Raw genomic sequence first — 15,694 nt, 5'->3', positions numbered from 1 at the left:
TCTTTTACACAACGTACGTTTCATAGCTCGTATTCGCTTCAATGCAACGTTTCGCTCGTTGACGGTCATCTTCTGTTTGAAAACTTAAACGAAGCACACCGTAAATATCTTCACGCGTTTCGATAATGCGAATATTTGTAATGCTAATGCGCTCTTTTGCTAAATAACCTGTAATTTCTGAAATAACCCCCGGGTAGTCTGGCACATCGACGTATAAATCGTAAAAGGAAGGGATCGCCCCTTTCGTTCGAACAGGCAACCCGTCACGAAACTGTTTTGCTTCATGAAAATAGTGATAAATGCGCTCACTATCCCCATCAGCAACATACGTACGAATTTTTTTCATTTCCTCGATCCAGCGATCAAACAGTTGCAACAATTCCTCTTTATTATGTATAAAAATATCGCGCCACATTTCCGGATTACTTGAAGCGATGCGCGTAATATCACGAAAGCCACCCGCGGCTAATCGGCTTACCAGTTCATCTTCTCGCTCATATTGTTGTGCCTGATGAACGAGGCTTGCAGCAATGATATGCGGAAAGTGGCTAATAACACCGGCGATGCGGTCGTGCTCCCTCGGCGTTAACATAACAAAGTGGGCTTTCGTTCCTTCAAGCCAATGTTTTAGTCGTATGACATCTTCTTCTTTCACATGTTCTGTTGGTGTTAAAATGTAAAAAGCATTTTCAAATAAATGGGCACGCGCAGCAACAACACCGCTTTTATGCGAGCCAGCCATCGGATGTCCACCGATAAACGCTACCCCTTTTTCTAATAGTGGCAACGCTTGTTCGACAATGCGCTCTTTTGTGCTTCCAACATCGGTTACAATGACGTGCGATCGTAACGGAAGATGAGCTAATTCTCGAAGCAATTGCTCTGTTTGAACAACAGGTACAGCAAGCACAATGACATCCGCTTCACATGCACCATGAGCAAACGACGGTACCGCTTCGTCAATGACACCGAGCGAACGCGCTAGGCGCATCGATTCATCTGATACGTCATATCCAATGATTGTCGCGTCCGAATGCGCTCGCTTGATCGCAAGCGCAATTGAACCGCCAATTAAGCCGAGACCGGCAACTAAAACGTTTCCTTGCAAAATGAGTCCCTTCTTTCTTTCAACATGTGTGTTAACGCACGAATGATTGTTTCGTTTTGTTCTGCCGATCCGACTGTAATGCGCACAGCTGTCGGAAAGCCGAGGGCGCATCCTGAACGAACGATGATCCCGCGCTGGAGTAAATACGTAAATACTTCGTCACCACTAAAGCCGAAATCAATTAAAATAAAATTCCCTTCCGACTTGTAATAGCGCAAACTATGCTCCTCGCAAAATGAGTAAAATTGCTCTAAACCTTGTTTATTTTTTTGTGCACATTGTTGAATAAATGTTTGGTCTTTTAATGCAGCGAACGCAGCGGCTTGAGCAAGACGAGACGTATTGAACGGTTCACGCGCTGGCTCAATCGCTTGCAGAAGATGTTCATGTGCAATGCCATATCCGATACGAAGTGCGGCTAACCCGTACGCTTTAGAAAACGTGCGTAAAATCATCATATTTTCATATTGTTGAAGCAAAGAAACCGTATTCGGATAATCTTCCGCTTGCACGTACTCATAATACGCCTCATCGACAACAACGAGCACATGTTGTGGCACTTTGTTTAAAAAAGCGCGTAAAGATGCGTCATTAACATACGTCCCTGTCGGGTTGTTTGGACTGCAAATCCAAACGACGCGCGTATTATCATCGATCGCTTCAAGCATCGCTTCTAAATGATGATGTCCGTCTTGAAGCGGAATTTCGCGCACTTCCGCGCCTTCGATGATCGCATTATGACGATATTGTGGAAACGTCGGCGTAGCCATTACCGTGTTCGTTCCTTTTTGTAAAAATGCCCGACAAATGATTTGAACGACTTCATCAGAGCCATTTCCGAAAATAAGTTGTTTTTCACTAATACCAATGTGCGCTGCGAGCGCCTCGCGCAACGTGCGACTGTATCCATCAGGATACAACGCTAAATCATCGAGCTCTTTCATCACAGCTTGTCGAACAAGCGGTGAACATCCGTACGGATTTTCGTTTGATGCAAGTTTCATTACCTTTTCTAACTGATATTCGCGTTTTACTTCTTCAATCGGTTTGCCCGGTTGATACGGTTTTAGTTGTTTCAGTTGTTGTTTCACTTTCATTTTTCCTCACCCTTTTCAATGGTTCAATGAGCGAAGCGACATATTGGGAAAAAGCGATGAGCGCATTTGAACGCGTATGCGCATCGTTCAATTCGTCTTGAAGCTGTTCAATCTTTTTTACGATGGCGCTACCGATAACGACACCATCACATATATGTTGAAGTCGCTCTACTTGTTCAGCCGTAGAAATACCAAATCCAACGACGATAGGAACACGGCTATATGATTTTACTTGTTGCAAAAATTCGTGCAATTGCTTCGGCAATGAATCCCGAATGCCCGTCACACCTAATGATGACACGCAATATAAAAACGATTGGGCTTGCGATGCAATCATCGCGATGCGCTCATGAGACGTTGGAGCGACAAGTGAAATATAAGGAATGTCATATGTGTCGCCTAATGTTCTCATATGCTCGCTTTCTTCAAACGGTAAATCTGGAATGAGTACGCCGCTCGCACCATTTTGTTGCGCTAAAGCAAAAAAGCGTTCTTCTCCTAATTGTAACACAGGATTGTAATACGTAAAGACAATAATCGGAATTTTTACACCTTTTTTTCTCATTCGCCCGATGAGTTCAAGCGCTCTTGTTAAGGTCATTCCATTTTTTAGAGCTCGACTCGCTGCCCGTTGAATAATCGGCCCATCTGCAAGCGGATCGGAGTACGGTACACCGAGTTCTAATATCGTTGCACCTGCCTGTTCAAGAGCAATAGCTAAATCGATCGTCACCTCTTCACACGGATCGCCCGCCACGATAAATGGAATAAAATGTTTCATTTCCGTTCATCCCCTTCCAAATAGTTCATCACCGTTTGTACATCTTTATCGCCTCTTCCTGATAAACAAACGAGAATCGTTTCATGTTTTGAACGAAGGGGGGCGATTTGAAACGCTTTGGCGAGCGCATGCGCAGATTCGATTGCTGGAATGATTCCCTCTGTTTCTGCAGTCATTTGAAGTGCTGCAATCGCTTCCTCGTCCGTTACACTCTCATAACGAACGCGTCCAATATGTGCTAAATATGCATGCTCTGGTCCAACACCTGGATAATCTAAACCAGCCGAAATCGAATACGGCTCCGCAATTTGACCGTGCTCATCTTGCAATACGTATGTGAGGGAACCATGAATGACACCTTTTGTTCCTTTTGTTATCGTTGCGGCATGCTCCGTCGTATGCACACCTTTTCCAGCTGCCTCAACGCCAATACATTCAACATCATCATCTAAAAATGGATGGAACATTCCGATCGCATTACTTCCACCGCCAACACAAGCAATGATTGTGTTCGGCAGTTTTCCTTCTGCTTTTAACATTTGTTCGCGCGCTTCTTCGCCGATAATACGTTGAAATTCACGCACCATCATTGGATATGGGTGCGGGCCAACGACGGAACCAATCATGTAAAAATGATCGTCACAATGCTCCACCCAATAACGAATCGCTTCATTTGTTGCGTCTTTTAATGTACGATTGCCGCTTGTTACTGGAATGACTTGTGCACCAAGTAGTTTCATACGAAATACGTTTAATGATTGCCGTTTCACATCTTCCTCACCCATAAATACTTTGCATTCCATCCCAAAACGAGCGGCGACGGTCGCTGCGGCTACGCCGTGCTGTCCTGCACCTGTTTCAGCGATAATTTTTCGTTTTCCCATTCGTTTTGCTAACAACGCTTGCCCGATCGCGTTGTTTATTTTATGGGCACCTGTATGGTTTAAGTCTTCACGTTTAAAGTACATTTTCGCCCCGCCTAATCGTTCTGTCAAGTTTTTTGCAAATGTTAAGGCGGTCGGACGACCTGAATATTCATACAAATGATGCATATATTCCGCATGGAACGAAGGATCAGCCAATGCTTCATGCAATTGGCGCTCTATATCAGCTAACGGACGCATTAATGTTTCTGGAACAAACTTTCCACCAAACATACCAAAGCGACCACGTTCATTTGGCAATGTCAACATATTTTCACCTTCTGTTCAATTTGTTTTATTTTTTGTTCACTTTTATGCTCGTTTTCTTCAATTCCGCTACTAATGTCTATACCAAACGGTTTATAGACTAACAATTGCTCAACATTGTTCGGCGTAATGCCTCCAGCAATGAAGCATGGAACACCTTGGCGAGTCGCTTCTTCCATGTAATACGGAACAACGCTCCAATCAAACGAGATGCCTGTTCCGCCCCACGCTCCTTTCCGACCGCTATCAATAACAAAGCCGTCCGCGATTCCTTTCCAAGCGCGCATATATGTCCACGCCTCTGGGGCATGATGAATGACTTTCCAAACAGGAAGTTGAAACGTTTCTTTTAGTTGCTTTACCGTTTGCATCGTCTCCATTCCATGACATTGAATGATCGATAAAGGAACGTGTTCAACAACAGACGCGACAGACACGATCGTTGGATGAACGAAAACGCCAACGATTTTTTTCTCGCCAAGTTCAACGCCAGATAGCCATCGTCTCACATTTTCCGGTTCGACTTTCCGCTTGCTTTCAGCAAAAACAAACCCGATATAATCTGCTTGGCTTTTGGCAACACGTTGCACATCTTGCAACGAACGATTGCCACAATATTTTAAAACGGTCATATTTCACGCTCCCCAAATAATTCATAAATGGCTACATCGACAGCTGGCTTCCGCATCAATGCTTCGCCAACAAGCATCGCGTGCGCACCAACTTGCTGTACCGTCTGCATGTCATCGTATGTGTGAATGCCACTTTCACTCACAATGATGCACGGAGGCAAAAGCGGAACAATTTGTTTTGTGACATGAAGCGATGTGTGAAACGTCGTTAAATCACGATTGTTAATACCAATCACTTTCGGTGTGAAACGTTTTAAAATCGCTTCAACTGTTTTTGGAGCGTGCACTTCTACTAAACATTGCAATCCCATTTCGTGCGCTTCTTCATATAGTTCATGCAAAAAACTCGGATCAAGCGCTTCACCAATGAGTAAAATCGCATCTGCCCCAATACGCACACTTTCGATAAGTTGTTTGCGATCAATAATAAAGTCTTTACGTAAAATTGGGATTTGCACGTGTCGTTTCACTTGCGTCACATACGAACGATGGCCAGCGAAATATCGTTCATCTGTTAAAACAGACACGGCATCCGCACCTGCCTGTTCGTATGAGCGGGCAATATCAACAACATTCACATGTTGTCGAATGATTCCTTTCGATGGTGATGCTTTTTTCACCTCTGCAATCAGTCCTAAAACACGATGCGGTTTTGCTAAAGCATCGTAAAACGAACGGCGTGGAAGTTGTTCGTACATTTCAGGCAATTGTAACGATGCCACTTCTTCTCTCTTTGTTTGCAAAATTGCCTCAAGCATACATCACACCTCGCAATCGTTGTAAATACGCATAAGCACGACCGGTTTCAATGGCTCGCTTCGCCATATCGACTCCATCAGCAATATCCGATGCTGCACCAGCAACGTATAAAGCAACGCCGGCATTTAGTAAAACGATATTTGTCGCACTTTCATTTGCACGTTGAGCAAATACACGTTCAATAAGGTTGGCGCTCTCGCTTACGCTATGAACGCATATGTCAGATAAACAGCCGCGCGGTAATCCTACGTCTTCTGGTGTGATGATGTGTTGAGTCATATGACCGTCTTTTAGTTCAATCAATTGCGTTTCTGCGGCGATGCTACATTCATCTAACCCATCACTGCTTGTGACAAACACCGTATGTTCTGTTCCGATTTGTTGTAGTGCTTCCGCCATGTTTCGTGCATCTTTTTCATTAGGTACGCCAATAATTTGCCTTTTTGGGAGAGCTGGGTTGACAAGCGGACCGAGCAAATTAAATACTGTGCGCATTTTTAAGCTTTGGCGAACAGGTGCAACATGTTTCATCGCCTCGTGATAAAAGGGAGCGAATAAAAAAACGAGCCGATGTGTACGCAATGCTTGCTTTGCTTCTTCTTCTGTCTTTGGCATCGGAATAAGGAAATGCTCGATCACATTGGCGCTTCCGCTTGTCGATGAGACGGCACGATTGCCATGCTTCGCAACAGGGATATCGAGCGATGCGACAAGCAAGGCCACCGCTGTCGAAATATTGAACGTCCCTTTTCCGTCTCCACCTGTTCCACACGTATCAATGACCGGTTCGTCGAACGAAACCGTTCGCATTCGTTCACGCATCGCCCGAATAAAACCAACAAGCTCATCGACCGTTTCACCGCGAAAACGCAACAAAACTAAAAAAGCAGCTACTTGTTTTTCGTCCACTTCCCCGCTCATCATCGCATGCATCGCCTCATACGCTTCTTGTTCCGTTAACGTTTGTTGGGCGGCACATTTATGCAAAAATCGTTCAAACATGTTGTTCCCCTCCTTTAAATACGCGTTCTGCAAGCTGAATGGCATGAATTAAGGCGCTCGCCTTATTTCTCGTTTCTTTCCACTCCAGTGCAGGCGATGAATCGGCAACAACTCCAGCACCAGCCTGCACATATGCCACTTTATTTTTTAATACTGCTGTGCGAATTGCTATGCACGAATCAATGTTGCCATCGAAGCCGATATATGCAATCGTTCCCGCATATACGTTGCGGGCGGTCGGCTCTAACTCTTGAATAATTTGCATCGCCCGAATTTTTGGTGCTCCGCTCACCGTCCCGGCAGGAAAAGCCGCAAGGAGCGCGTCAAGCGGGTGAACGTCATCGCGAAGCGTTCCCGTTACTTTTGAAATTAAATGCATAACGTGCGAAAACTTCCCGATTTGCATCAATTGTGGGGTGCGCACCGTTCCATATTTTGCAACGCGACCGATGTCGTTGCGAGCTAAGTCGACAAGCATGTAATGTTCCGCTCGCTCTTTTGGGTCATGAAGTAACTCGTTCATAAGCGCCGCATCTTCGTGCTCATTTTTACCGCGACGCCGCGTCCCTGCAATTGGATCAATTTCAAGCTCTCTGTTTCGTACTTGGATCAGTTTTTCTGGGGAACTGCCAACAATATGTTCTTCACTAAGTTTTAAATAAAATAAATATGGCGATGGATTTAATAGACGCAACAAGCGATATAGCTCGATTCCATCAATGGGCGTTTCGATCGCAAATCGTTGCGACAAAACGGCTTGAAAAATGTCTCCACTTGCAATGTACGTTTGAATGTTTCGAACCGCTTTATAAAACATTTGTTTGTCCATATTTGAATACACACGCTCAAACGAAACCGGTATATTCGGATCAACCATCATGTGCGCTTGCTCATCATAACCGTGAACGATTTTGCGTGCCAACTCATCTATTTTTCGACAAGCAGCCTCGTATTTTTCGGCTTGTTTTGCTTCATCATCCATTTCTGTTAAACGAACGTAATGAATGAGTAATAGCTCTTTTTTTACATGATCGAAGGCGAAAAGTGATTCACAAACGACAAAATGGACAATTTTCATTTGCAAATCGTTATACGCATGATATGGGACTTTCTCAATGGAAGAAATAAAATCGTAGCTAATATAACCGACAGCTCCTCCACGAAATGGGACGTCTAATGATAACAGTTGAACGTTTAAATGATGTTGCATCATTGCAAATGCTTCTTGTATTGTTGCTGTACACGCGAGTACTTGTTGATGTTCTTTCACAAAAAATTGTTTGCCGTCATCGCTTTCAATCGATACAAACGGGCGAATGCCGATGAATGAATAGCGCGACCAAGGGGACATATCGTCCTTGCTTTCAAGCAAAAACGCTGCCTCATCGCGTAACGCCATCAATAGCTGAATCGGTTGAAACGTATCTGCAAAAAAACGGCGTACAATCGGAATCGTTCGAAACTGGGAAGCTGTTTGTAAAAATGTAGCTATATCCATGATCGTTCTCCTTTCTTGGAGAATGAACATGAGAGGAAACGAAGGGGGAAACAAAAAAGCCTAAAGACGGGCAGTCTTTAGGCGTACGTATCCTAATGATCCTCTGCTCCGCTCTCACTCATTCTCTACTCAACTCTTACTCTACTCAACTAGCTCATAAATCATCATATTATATGTCTGACTTTTTTGTCAACTGTAAGTCTGGCCGAAGCTGGACGGCATCACGTAAATATATGTGGTGAATATCTTGCTGTGAGCGCTTCGTATGTACAGTCATCATGACACGAATACATTTCGGCAATGCATGAGGAACGTTAATTTCTCGCATACACATAACAGGAACATACGTCCAACCATCGAAATGACGCAATGCCTTAGCTGGAAACGTGGCGTTTAAATCATCTGTCATCGAAATAAGAATGGATACAACATCTTCTGCATGTACATCGTTTTGACGAATCATTTCTGTCAGCAATCGCTTCGTCTCGTCTATAATTTCTCGTTCATCGTTATCATTTACCGTCGTTGCCCCGCGAATCGCTCGAATCACACTTTCCTCTCCCTTCTTCGGCAAACGCGTATAACCATCGCAATAGTTGTTCATCGCTTATTTGTTCAACACATACGGTTCCGATCTCTTTCATTAGCACCATACGCACCGTTTGATCTTTCGCTTTCTTATCTTTTTTCATTTTGTCGAGCAAACGTTCAGGCGATACGTGTGACGGAAGGGATGTCGGAAAACCGTAACGATGGAATAACGTCCGAAATGACGAATAAAAAAGCGGTTGATTGTAAAAACGCTCGCTCACAAAAATAGCAAATAACATGCCGAGGGCAACCGCATCTCCATGCGTCATTACCCCATAGCCGAGTTCACTTTCTAAAGCATGACCGAGCGTATGACCAAAGTTTAAATAAGCGCGAACCCCTTGCTCTTTTTCATCTTTGGCGACAATAGCTGCTTTAATTTCAATCCCTCTTTGAATCGCATATTGCAAACGATCGCCACGTAAATCATCTAGCTGTTGCACGTTCGCTTGTAACCAGCCGAAAAAAGCGCGATCATAAATTAAGGAGTGTTTCATAATTTCTGCGAAACCTGATCTCATTTCTCGTTCAGGAAGCGTATGGAGTAAGGAAATATCGTAAAAAACGAGTTCAGGCTGGTAAAAAGCTCCGATCATATTTTTTCCAAGCGGATGATTGATAGCCGTTTTTCCTCCAACAGCACTATCGTGCGCAAGTAGCGTTGTCGGTACTTGAATGAAACGAATGCCGCGCATATATGTCGCTGCAACAAAACCGGCTAAATCTCCGACGACCCCTCCCCCGAGCGCAACAATTAACGAATGACGATCGAGATGATTTGTTAACGCTGCCGTATGGCATGCATAAAATTGTTCAAATGACTTCGCTTCTTCTCCACTCGGAATAATATGCGTGTACACACGATCATACGTTTGATGGAGCGTTTTCTTCACGTCATCTAAGTAAAGCGAAGCAACGGTTTCATCTGTAATAATGAGCACAGCTGTTACATGCGGACAAACACGATCGATCACGCGATCGATCATATGCAGCACTTCATTTCCAATGACGACTTCGTACCGTTTTGATGGCGTATCAATGTGAATGCGTTTCATCATTAAAACTCCTTTGCGTACCGGCGCATCGCTTCGACATTTTCGATGATCAAATCGATGCGATCTTGTCCAAATTGTTCGACAATAGCATTCGCAATTTCCCATGCTACAACAGCTTCAGCCACGACGCTTGCTGCTGGGACTGCGCAACTATCAGAGCGTTCGATGCTTGCCGCAAACGGTTCTTTTGTCTCAATATCGACACTCATAAGCGGCTTATATAACGTCGGAATCGGCTTCATCACTCCGCGTACAACGATCGGCATACCCGTCGTCATCCCGCCTTCAAATCCGCCAAGTCGGTTCGTTTTGCGCGTATATCCCGTTTCTTCGTTCCATATAATTTCGTCGTGCACTTCGCTTCCAAAGCGACGTGCCGCTTCAAATCCGATACCGAACTCAACGCCTTTAAATGCGTTAATGCTCACGATCGCCGCGGCAATTTTTGCATCTAACTTTCGGTCGTAATGCACATAGCTCCCGACACCAACTGGAACACCTTCAACAATGACTTCGACAATTCCACCAATCGAATCGCCTTTTTCTTTCGCTTCATCAATGGCCGCCATCATCTTTTTTTCCGCTTCTGCATCAAAACAGCGAACAGGAGATTGTTCTGTCACTTGTTGTAATTCCTCAAGCGATGTGTATGCGGTATGTTCCGCCTTTACCCCACCAATTTCAACGACGTGACTGGCGATACGAATACCTAATTCTGCTAAAATACGCTTCGCTACCGCTCCTGCTGCCACCCGCACCGTTGTCTCACGTGCAGAAGAGCGCTCTAGCACATTGCGCATATCGCGATGACCATACTTTATTGCTCCATTTAAGTCCGCATGTCCCGGACGTGGGCGTGTTACTTTTCGTTTCACTTCTTCTGTATCATCAGTAAGCGGTTCGATACCCATAATGTTCGTCCAATGTTTCCAATCGCGATTTTCAACGACGAGTGTAATCGGAGAACCGAGCGTTTTTCCATGACGGACACCGCTTAAAATTTTTACTTCATCTTTTTCAATTTGCATGCGTCGCCCGCGACCATATCCTTTTTGTCGGCGCGCCAAATCTTCGTTAATATGTTCCGCTAAAAGCGTCAATCCTGCAGGGACGCCTTCAATAATGGTTGTTAACTGTGGACCATGTGATTCACCAGCTGTTAAGTACCGCAATTCTCTCTCTCCCTTCATCTCTTTAAAGCGATTATGTATGAATATAGCACATTTTTCCCGCGGACGTAACCCCTTAATTGCACAGAAAGCGACCGAATTCGGCCGCAACTACATTTTTCGATAAAAAAACGTATCTTCTACTTCAAAACCGTATGCCGTCGGATTAAAAATTTGTTCCGTACTACCAACGAAAAAAATTCCCCCAGGGCGAAGAGCGCGATTAAACTTTAAGTACAATTCATGTTTTGCTTCTTCCGTAAAGTAAATAAGTACGTTGCGGCAAACGATTAAGTCAAAACCTGTATCAAATGGATCGGCAAGCAAATTATGTTTTTTAAACGTCACTGTTCGTTTAATGTCATCGATAATTTTATAGTGAGATCCTTCTTTGACAAAAAATTTTTTCTTCACGTCCTCTGGCACTTCTTGAAGGGAACGCTCCATATAAATACCAAGCTTCGCACGAGCCATGGCGTTATCATCAATGTCAGTAGCTAATACAGATACTTGCGATAATGGCATGAACTTAGATAAAATAATGGCCAATGTATACGGTTCTTCTCCAGTTGAGCAGGCAGCGCTCCATACTTTTAACCGTTTGTTTTTTTCAAGAAGTTTCGGAATAATTTTTTTCTCCAACACTTCCCATCGTTTTGCATTGCGGAAAAATTCAGATACGTTAATCGTCATGCGGTCTAAAAACTCATGATACAACGCTTGGTCATGATTCATCGCCCGAAAAAATTCATCAAAATTTTTAAATCCTTTCTTTTCATAGAGAGAAGTTAATCGCCGTTTCATTTGCGCTTCTTTGTATAGCGCTAAATCGATGCCTGTTTTTCGTTTCACGTTTGCAATAAATTGTTGATAATCACTCATACAAAAAACTCCTCTTCCTTTTCTTTCATACATACAGTATAACGAAAATGTGAAAAAACAGAAATAAAAAAATAAAGATAGGCATGTGCCTACCTTTTTTAATATACCCACTCGTTCATTAGCTTGCTGTAGGAAACGAGTTCTTCTTCTTTGAAAAATAGTTGAATTTCGCGCGCCGCGCTCTCTTTCGAGTCAGAGCCGTGAATAATATTTTTTCCGACCGTTAAGCCGAAATCACCGCGAATTGTGCCTGGCAACGCTTCTTGTGGGTTCGTTTTCCCCATCATTTGACGAGCTGTTGCGATAACATTTTCGCCTTCCCATACCATCGCAAATACTGGACCGGACGTAATAAATTCAACGAGCTCACCGAAAAACGGACGCTCTTTATGCTCCGCATAATGTTGTTCAGCAAGTTCACGCGATACTTGCATCAACTTTGCACCAACAAGCTGAAAACCTTTGCGCTCAAAACGAGCAACGATGTCACCGATAACACCGCGTTGTACCCCATCTGGTTTGACCATTAGAAATGTTCTTTCCATGACGAATTCTCCACCCCTGATACGTTATGTATTGGAACTGACTCCCTTGCAATTATATCATTTCGTACGCAAATTAGCAATATTCGCCATGAAAACGATTTAATTTTTTAATATTTTCGCTTACCAATATACTTTGCAATGTTATAAAGCGCGGTCCAAGCACGGTTGCGTGGCAGTTTTTGTAACGTATCGAGTGCTTTTTGCAAATAGCGATCCCCAAGCTCATACGATTTTTCAATCGCATTTGTTCGCTTAATCCCATCAATGACATCCGCCATTTCACGATTTGTCGTATGTTCGTTTACTTTCATAATTTGTTCTTTTACCGTCCGCTCTTTCATTGCATATAAAACAGGGAGCGTCACATGCCCTTGTGATAAGTCGCTTCCTGCCGGTTTGCCGAGTTGTTTTTCTGTTCCAATGAAATCAAGAATGTCGTCTGTAATTTGAAACGACATACCGACGTAATAACCAAACCAATACAATGTTTTATGCACAGCTTCTGGCGCTCCTGCTACGACCGCGCCAAGTTGGCAACTTGCCGCAATGAGCAACGCCGTTTTTCTTTTAATTCGTTGCAAATAGCGACGTAAATTTTGATCGAATCGATATTTATCACTAATTTGCTCAATTTCCCCTCGACATACTTCCACAATGGTGTTAGCTAAAATGCGGTGGGCAACTGGATCATCAATTTCGCACATTTGCTCAAGCGCCCGAGCGAACAAATAGTCACCAACATACATCGCGAACCGATCGCCCCATTTCGCTTGAATCGTCTCTTTTCCGCGTCGTAACATCGCCCCGTCAATCACATCGTCATGGACAAGAGATGCCATATGAATGAGCTCGAGCGCGACAGCTACTCGCTTCATCTTCTCAAAATGATATGTACCAAATTGTCCACCGAGCAAAACAAACACCGGTCGAATGCGCTTTCCACCCGCCTCAAGCAAATGTAACGATGCTTCATTGACGAGCGGATCAGACGCTTGCACGGTCAACTTTAATTGTTCTTCAATTTTGTTTAAATCCCCGTTCAAAAACGAATACATCGCTTTTAGCTTCATTATAATTCACCTTAACGTCCATCAGGTTTATGTCCGAGATGCATCGCTGCCACTCCAAACGTATACGGTTTCACTTGTACGTTTACAAAACCAGCCTGCCGAAACATATCCGCTAGCTCGTCCATTCCTGGAAATTCACGTGCTGACTCTTGCAACCACGAGTATTCTTCGTAACTTTTCGCGAAAATTTTCCCAAAAAAAGGCATGATATAACGAAAATACGCATAGTACAGCTGTCGAAAACCGATGAGCGTCGGTTGTGATGTTTCTAAACAAACAACTTTTCCGCCTGGTTTTACGACGCGATACATTTCTTTTAACACTGTCATATAATCAGGAACGTTTCGCAATCCGAAACCGATTGTGACATAATCGAACGTGTTATCAGGAAACGGCAAGCTCATCGCATTGCCATGTACGAGTGTCACGTGCTGAAAACCGCGTTCTTTTACTTTTTCCTCCCCAACCTTTAGCATATTACGACTAAAATCGAGTCCATACACTTCACCGTTAGGTCCAACGGCTTCGGCTAACGCGATCGTCCAATCTGCCGTTCCACAACATACATCGAGCGCTTTCGTTCCTTTTTGTACGTTCATTCGTTTCATCGTATCTTTCCGCCATGCGACATGACGTTTAAAGCTAATAACAGAATTCATCCGATCGTAATGATCAGAAATTTTTTCGAACACGCGATGCACACGTTCTTCTTTTGATTGTTGCATAAAATCCCCTTCTTTCAACTGAAATCAAACGAGGAGATGAGAGAATTGCTCTTTTACTTCTTTGTGTACATGAAACGGGAGAAGATCTTGTAATTTTCGCTTGCAGTGATCGATGTAATTCAAGGCCTCCAACTTCGCTCTCTCACGATAAACACGTTTTAGCGCAAATAAGTAACACGCCACTTCCCCCCACTCGTGGGCATGCACGTGTTCTGCAAGCTGCCGAAGCAACGCAGATTCAATGACAGCGATGCAATGAAAACGCTCAAGATCATTTGACGACAATTGCTGCAAGCGAATTTTTTGTATATTGATCTCTTTAATCGCTTCGGCAAAACGACGAATGAGTGAAATGTCGTGTCGTCGCGCTAAAAAGTCGTAGTACAATCCGCTATATAAATCTCCCGCAAGTACAGTCAACTGCTTTTGTTGTGAAATTTGTTGCTCATCTACTTCATCATGGGTGTCAAGGGCGAGTTGAATTAACATCATAGCAAACACATAATCGAGCGCGATGTTTTCTTCCACTTGAGCCGAACGTAACATAGAAAGAGCAAACGATATACGATCCTCATCGATCATGCGTGGTTGTATATAGCGATCTACATACGAATGGGCGATTGCCCGTTGAATGCGCGTTCGTACTTGTTCGATTTGCTGTTGCATATTCATGACTCATCACCCTTGCTTCCCAAAAACTCAAACTTTATTATATCATAAACCTTCTTCACGTTAACGATGATTTTTCGCATCAGATTGGATTTCGCCATGTTGCGTTTGAATAAGTGCTTTTCCGCGCACTTTAATCGCTGATGTATGCTCTGTAAATTGCGCAATGAGCACTTCCCCTTGATCAAGCTTTTCAGAATGATGGAAGCGCGTATCTGAACCACGCGTTAACCCGATGACATTCACTCCGTCTTCTAACGCTTTAATCACCACATAATCACCTTGCATCATACAATCCCTCCTATTTAATCAGCGCTAATATTTCGGAACGAGCTTTGTCATCTGTTGCAAACGTTCCACGTACCGCAGTTGTAACTGTTTTCGCTCCTGGCTTTTTCACACCACGCATCGTCATACACATATGTTCAGCCTCAACAACAACCATCACCCCATGCGGTTCGAGTGTCTCCATAATGGCATCGGCTACCGTTGCTGTAATTCGTTCTTGTAATTGCGGTCGTCGCGCAACAGTTTCAACCGTTCGTGCTAGTTTGCTCAATCCCGTCACTTTTCCGCCACGTGGAATGTATGCGACGTGGGCCACACCAAAAAACGGAACGAGATGATGTTCACACATTGAGTAAAACGGAATGTCTTTGACGAGGACAAGTTCTTCATGGTCTTCACTAAATACCGTTTGCAAGTGCACTTTCGGATCTTCGGTTAAACCAGAAAACACTTCCGCATACATTTTTGCTACCCGCTTCGGTGTATCGAGCAACCCTTCACGATTTGGATCTTCGCCAATCGCTTCTAAAATTAAGCGAACCGCTTGTTCAATTTGTTGTACATTCATTTGTCGCATCCTCCTACCATTCAACTTCACGTAATCCGATTCTAGCATATAAAGATGAAAAAAGG

General features: G+C 43.7%; 18 protein-coding genes. All 18 read right to left on the bottom strand.

Features of this window, described 5'->3' with window-relative positions:
- Window positions 1-4: 4 nt before the first annotated feature.
- Window positions 5-1,108, bottom strand: a complete 1,104-nt coding sequence (locus ETB99_RS07590; RefSeq protein ID WP_171700316.1) for a prephenate dehydrogenase — start codon at window positions 1,106-1,108, stop codon at window positions 5-7.
- Entirely contained in the window at window positions 1,090-2,205 is a 1,116-nt protein-coding gene (hisC, locus tag ETB99_RS07585) for a histidinol-phosphate transaminase (RefSeq protein ID WP_077428606.1), read from the bottom strand. The genes ETB99_RS07590 and hisC overlap by 19 nt, the downstream gene beginning before the upstream one ends.
- Window positions 2,147-2,986, bottom strand: coding sequence for a tryptophan synthase subunit alpha (gene trpA / locus ETB99_RS07580; protein ID WP_006319458.1), 840 nt, complete (start codon window positions 2,984-2,986; stop codon window positions 2,147-2,149). Before trpA ends, hisC begins: the two co-directional genes overlap by 59 nt.
- Window positions 2,983-4,179: a tryptophan synthase subunit beta gene (trpB, locus tag ETB99_RS07575; RefSeq protein WP_006319457.1), complete on the bottom strand. Its 1,197-nt coding sequence runs from the start codon at window positions 4,177-4,179 to the stop codon at window positions 2,983-2,985. The genes trpA and trpB overlap by 4 nt, the downstream gene beginning before the upstream one ends.
- Window positions 4,173-4,808 (bottom strand): phosphoribosylanthranilate isomerase, encoded by a 636-nt coding sequence (locus tag ETB99_RS07570; protein ID WP_077428607.1) that lies wholly within the window; start codon window positions 4,806-4,808, stop codon window positions 4,173-4,175. Before ETB99_RS07570 ends, trpB begins: the two co-directional genes overlap by 7 nt.
- A complete protein-coding gene (trpC, locus tag ETB99_RS07565) occupies window positions 4,805-5,566 on the bottom strand; it encodes an indole-3-glycerol phosphate synthase TrpC (protein WP_077428608.1) in 762 nt (253 codons plus the stop codon). The genes ETB99_RS07570 and trpC overlap by 4 nt, the downstream gene beginning before the upstream one ends.
- Window positions 5,559-6,569 carry an anthranilate phosphoribosyltransferase gene (gene trpD / locus ETB99_RS07560; protein WP_171700315.1) on the bottom strand — a complete coding sequence of 337 codons (1,011 nt, stop codon included), beginning with the start codon at window positions 6,567-6,569 and terminating at the stop codon, window positions 5,559-5,561. The genes trpC and trpD overlap by 8 nt, the downstream gene beginning before the upstream one ends.
- On the bottom strand, window positions 6,562-8,067 hold the full coding sequence (gene trpE, locus ETB99_RS07555; protein ID WP_171700314.1) for an anthranilate synthase component I: 1,506 nt from the start codon (window positions 8,065-8,067) through the stop codon (window positions 6,562-6,564). The genes trpD and trpE overlap by 8 nt, the downstream gene beginning before the upstream one ends.
- A gap of 169 nt (window positions 8,068-8,236) precedes the next feature.
- Window positions 8,237-8,617: a chorismate mutase gene (gene aroH / locus ETB99_RS07550; RefSeq protein WP_004889854.1), complete on the bottom strand. Its 381-nt coding sequence runs from the start codon at window positions 8,615-8,617 to the stop codon at window positions 8,237-8,239.
- Window positions 8,580-9,716 (bottom strand): 3-dehydroquinate synthase, encoded by a 1,137-nt coding sequence (gene aroB, locus ETB99_RS07545; protein WP_171700313.1) that lies wholly within the window; start codon window positions 9,714-9,716, stop codon window positions 8,580-8,582. Before aroB ends, aroH begins: the two co-directional genes overlap by 38 nt.
- Window positions 9,716-10,885, bottom strand: a complete 1,170-nt coding sequence (aroC, locus tag ETB99_RS07540) for a chorismate synthase (RefSeq protein ID WP_077428612.1) — start codon at window positions 10,883-10,885, stop codon at window positions 9,716-9,718. The genes aroB and aroC overlap by 1 nt, the downstream gene beginning before the upstream one ends.
- Window positions 10,886-10,993: 108 nt before the next feature.
- Entirely contained in the window at window positions 10,994-11,764 is a 771-nt protein-coding gene (locus ETB99_RS07535; RefSeq protein WP_077428613.1) for a CheR family methyltransferase, read from the bottom strand.
- A gap of 98 nt (window positions 11,765-11,862) precedes the next feature.
- Window positions 11,863-12,309 (bottom strand): nucleoside-diphosphate kinase, encoded by a 447-nt coding sequence (gene ndk, locus ETB99_RS07530; RefSeq protein WP_004889845.1) that lies wholly within the window; start codon window positions 12,307-12,309, stop codon window positions 11,863-11,865.
- Between the two features lie 107 nt (window positions 12,310-12,416).
- The gene (hepT, locus tag ETB99_RS07525) at window positions 12,417-13,379 is read right to left on the bottom strand and encodes a heptaprenyl diphosphate synthase component II (RefSeq protein WP_077428614.1); all 963 of its coding nucleotides are present in this window, start codon (window positions 13,377-13,379) and stop codon (window positions 12,417-12,419) included.
- An 11-nt stretch (window positions 13,380-13,390) separates the two neighbouring features.
- Complete coding sequence (locus tag ETB99_RS07520; protein WP_077428615.1) at window positions 13,391-14,104, bottom strand: demethylmenaquinone methyltransferase; 714 nt, start codon at window positions 14,102-14,104, stop codon at window positions 13,391-13,393.
- A 24-nt stretch (window positions 14,105-14,128) separates the two neighbouring features.
- Window positions 14,129-14,776 carry a heptaprenyl diphosphate synthase component 1 gene (locus ETB99_RS07515; RefSeq protein ID WP_171700312.1) on the bottom strand — a complete coding sequence of 216 codons (648 nt, stop codon included), beginning with the start codon at window positions 14,774-14,776 and terminating at the stop codon, window positions 14,129-14,131.
- Window positions 14,777-14,836: 60 nt separating this feature from the next.
- The gene (gene mtrB / locus ETB99_RS07510) at window positions 14,837-15,064 is read right to left on the bottom strand and encodes a trp RNA-binding attenuation protein MtrB (protein ID WP_004889838.1); all 228 of its coding nucleotides are present in this window, start codon (window positions 15,062-15,064) and stop codon (window positions 14,837-14,839) included.
- Window positions 15,065-15,074: 10 nt separating this feature from the next.
- A complete protein-coding gene (folE, locus tag ETB99_RS07505; protein ID WP_171700311.1) occupies window positions 15,075-15,638 on the bottom strand; it encodes a GTP cyclohydrolase I FolE in 564 nt (187 codons plus the stop codon).
- Window positions 15,639-15,694 lie beyond the last annotated feature (56 nt).

This window comes from Anoxybacillus sp. CHMUD, from assembly GCF_013096965.1.
GTDB classification, from domain to species: Bacteria; Bacillota; Bacilli; order Bacillales; family Anoxybacillaceae; genus Anoxybacillus; species Anoxybacillus kestanbolensis_A.
This window is presented reverse-complemented; position numbering and strand designations above follow the sequence as displayed.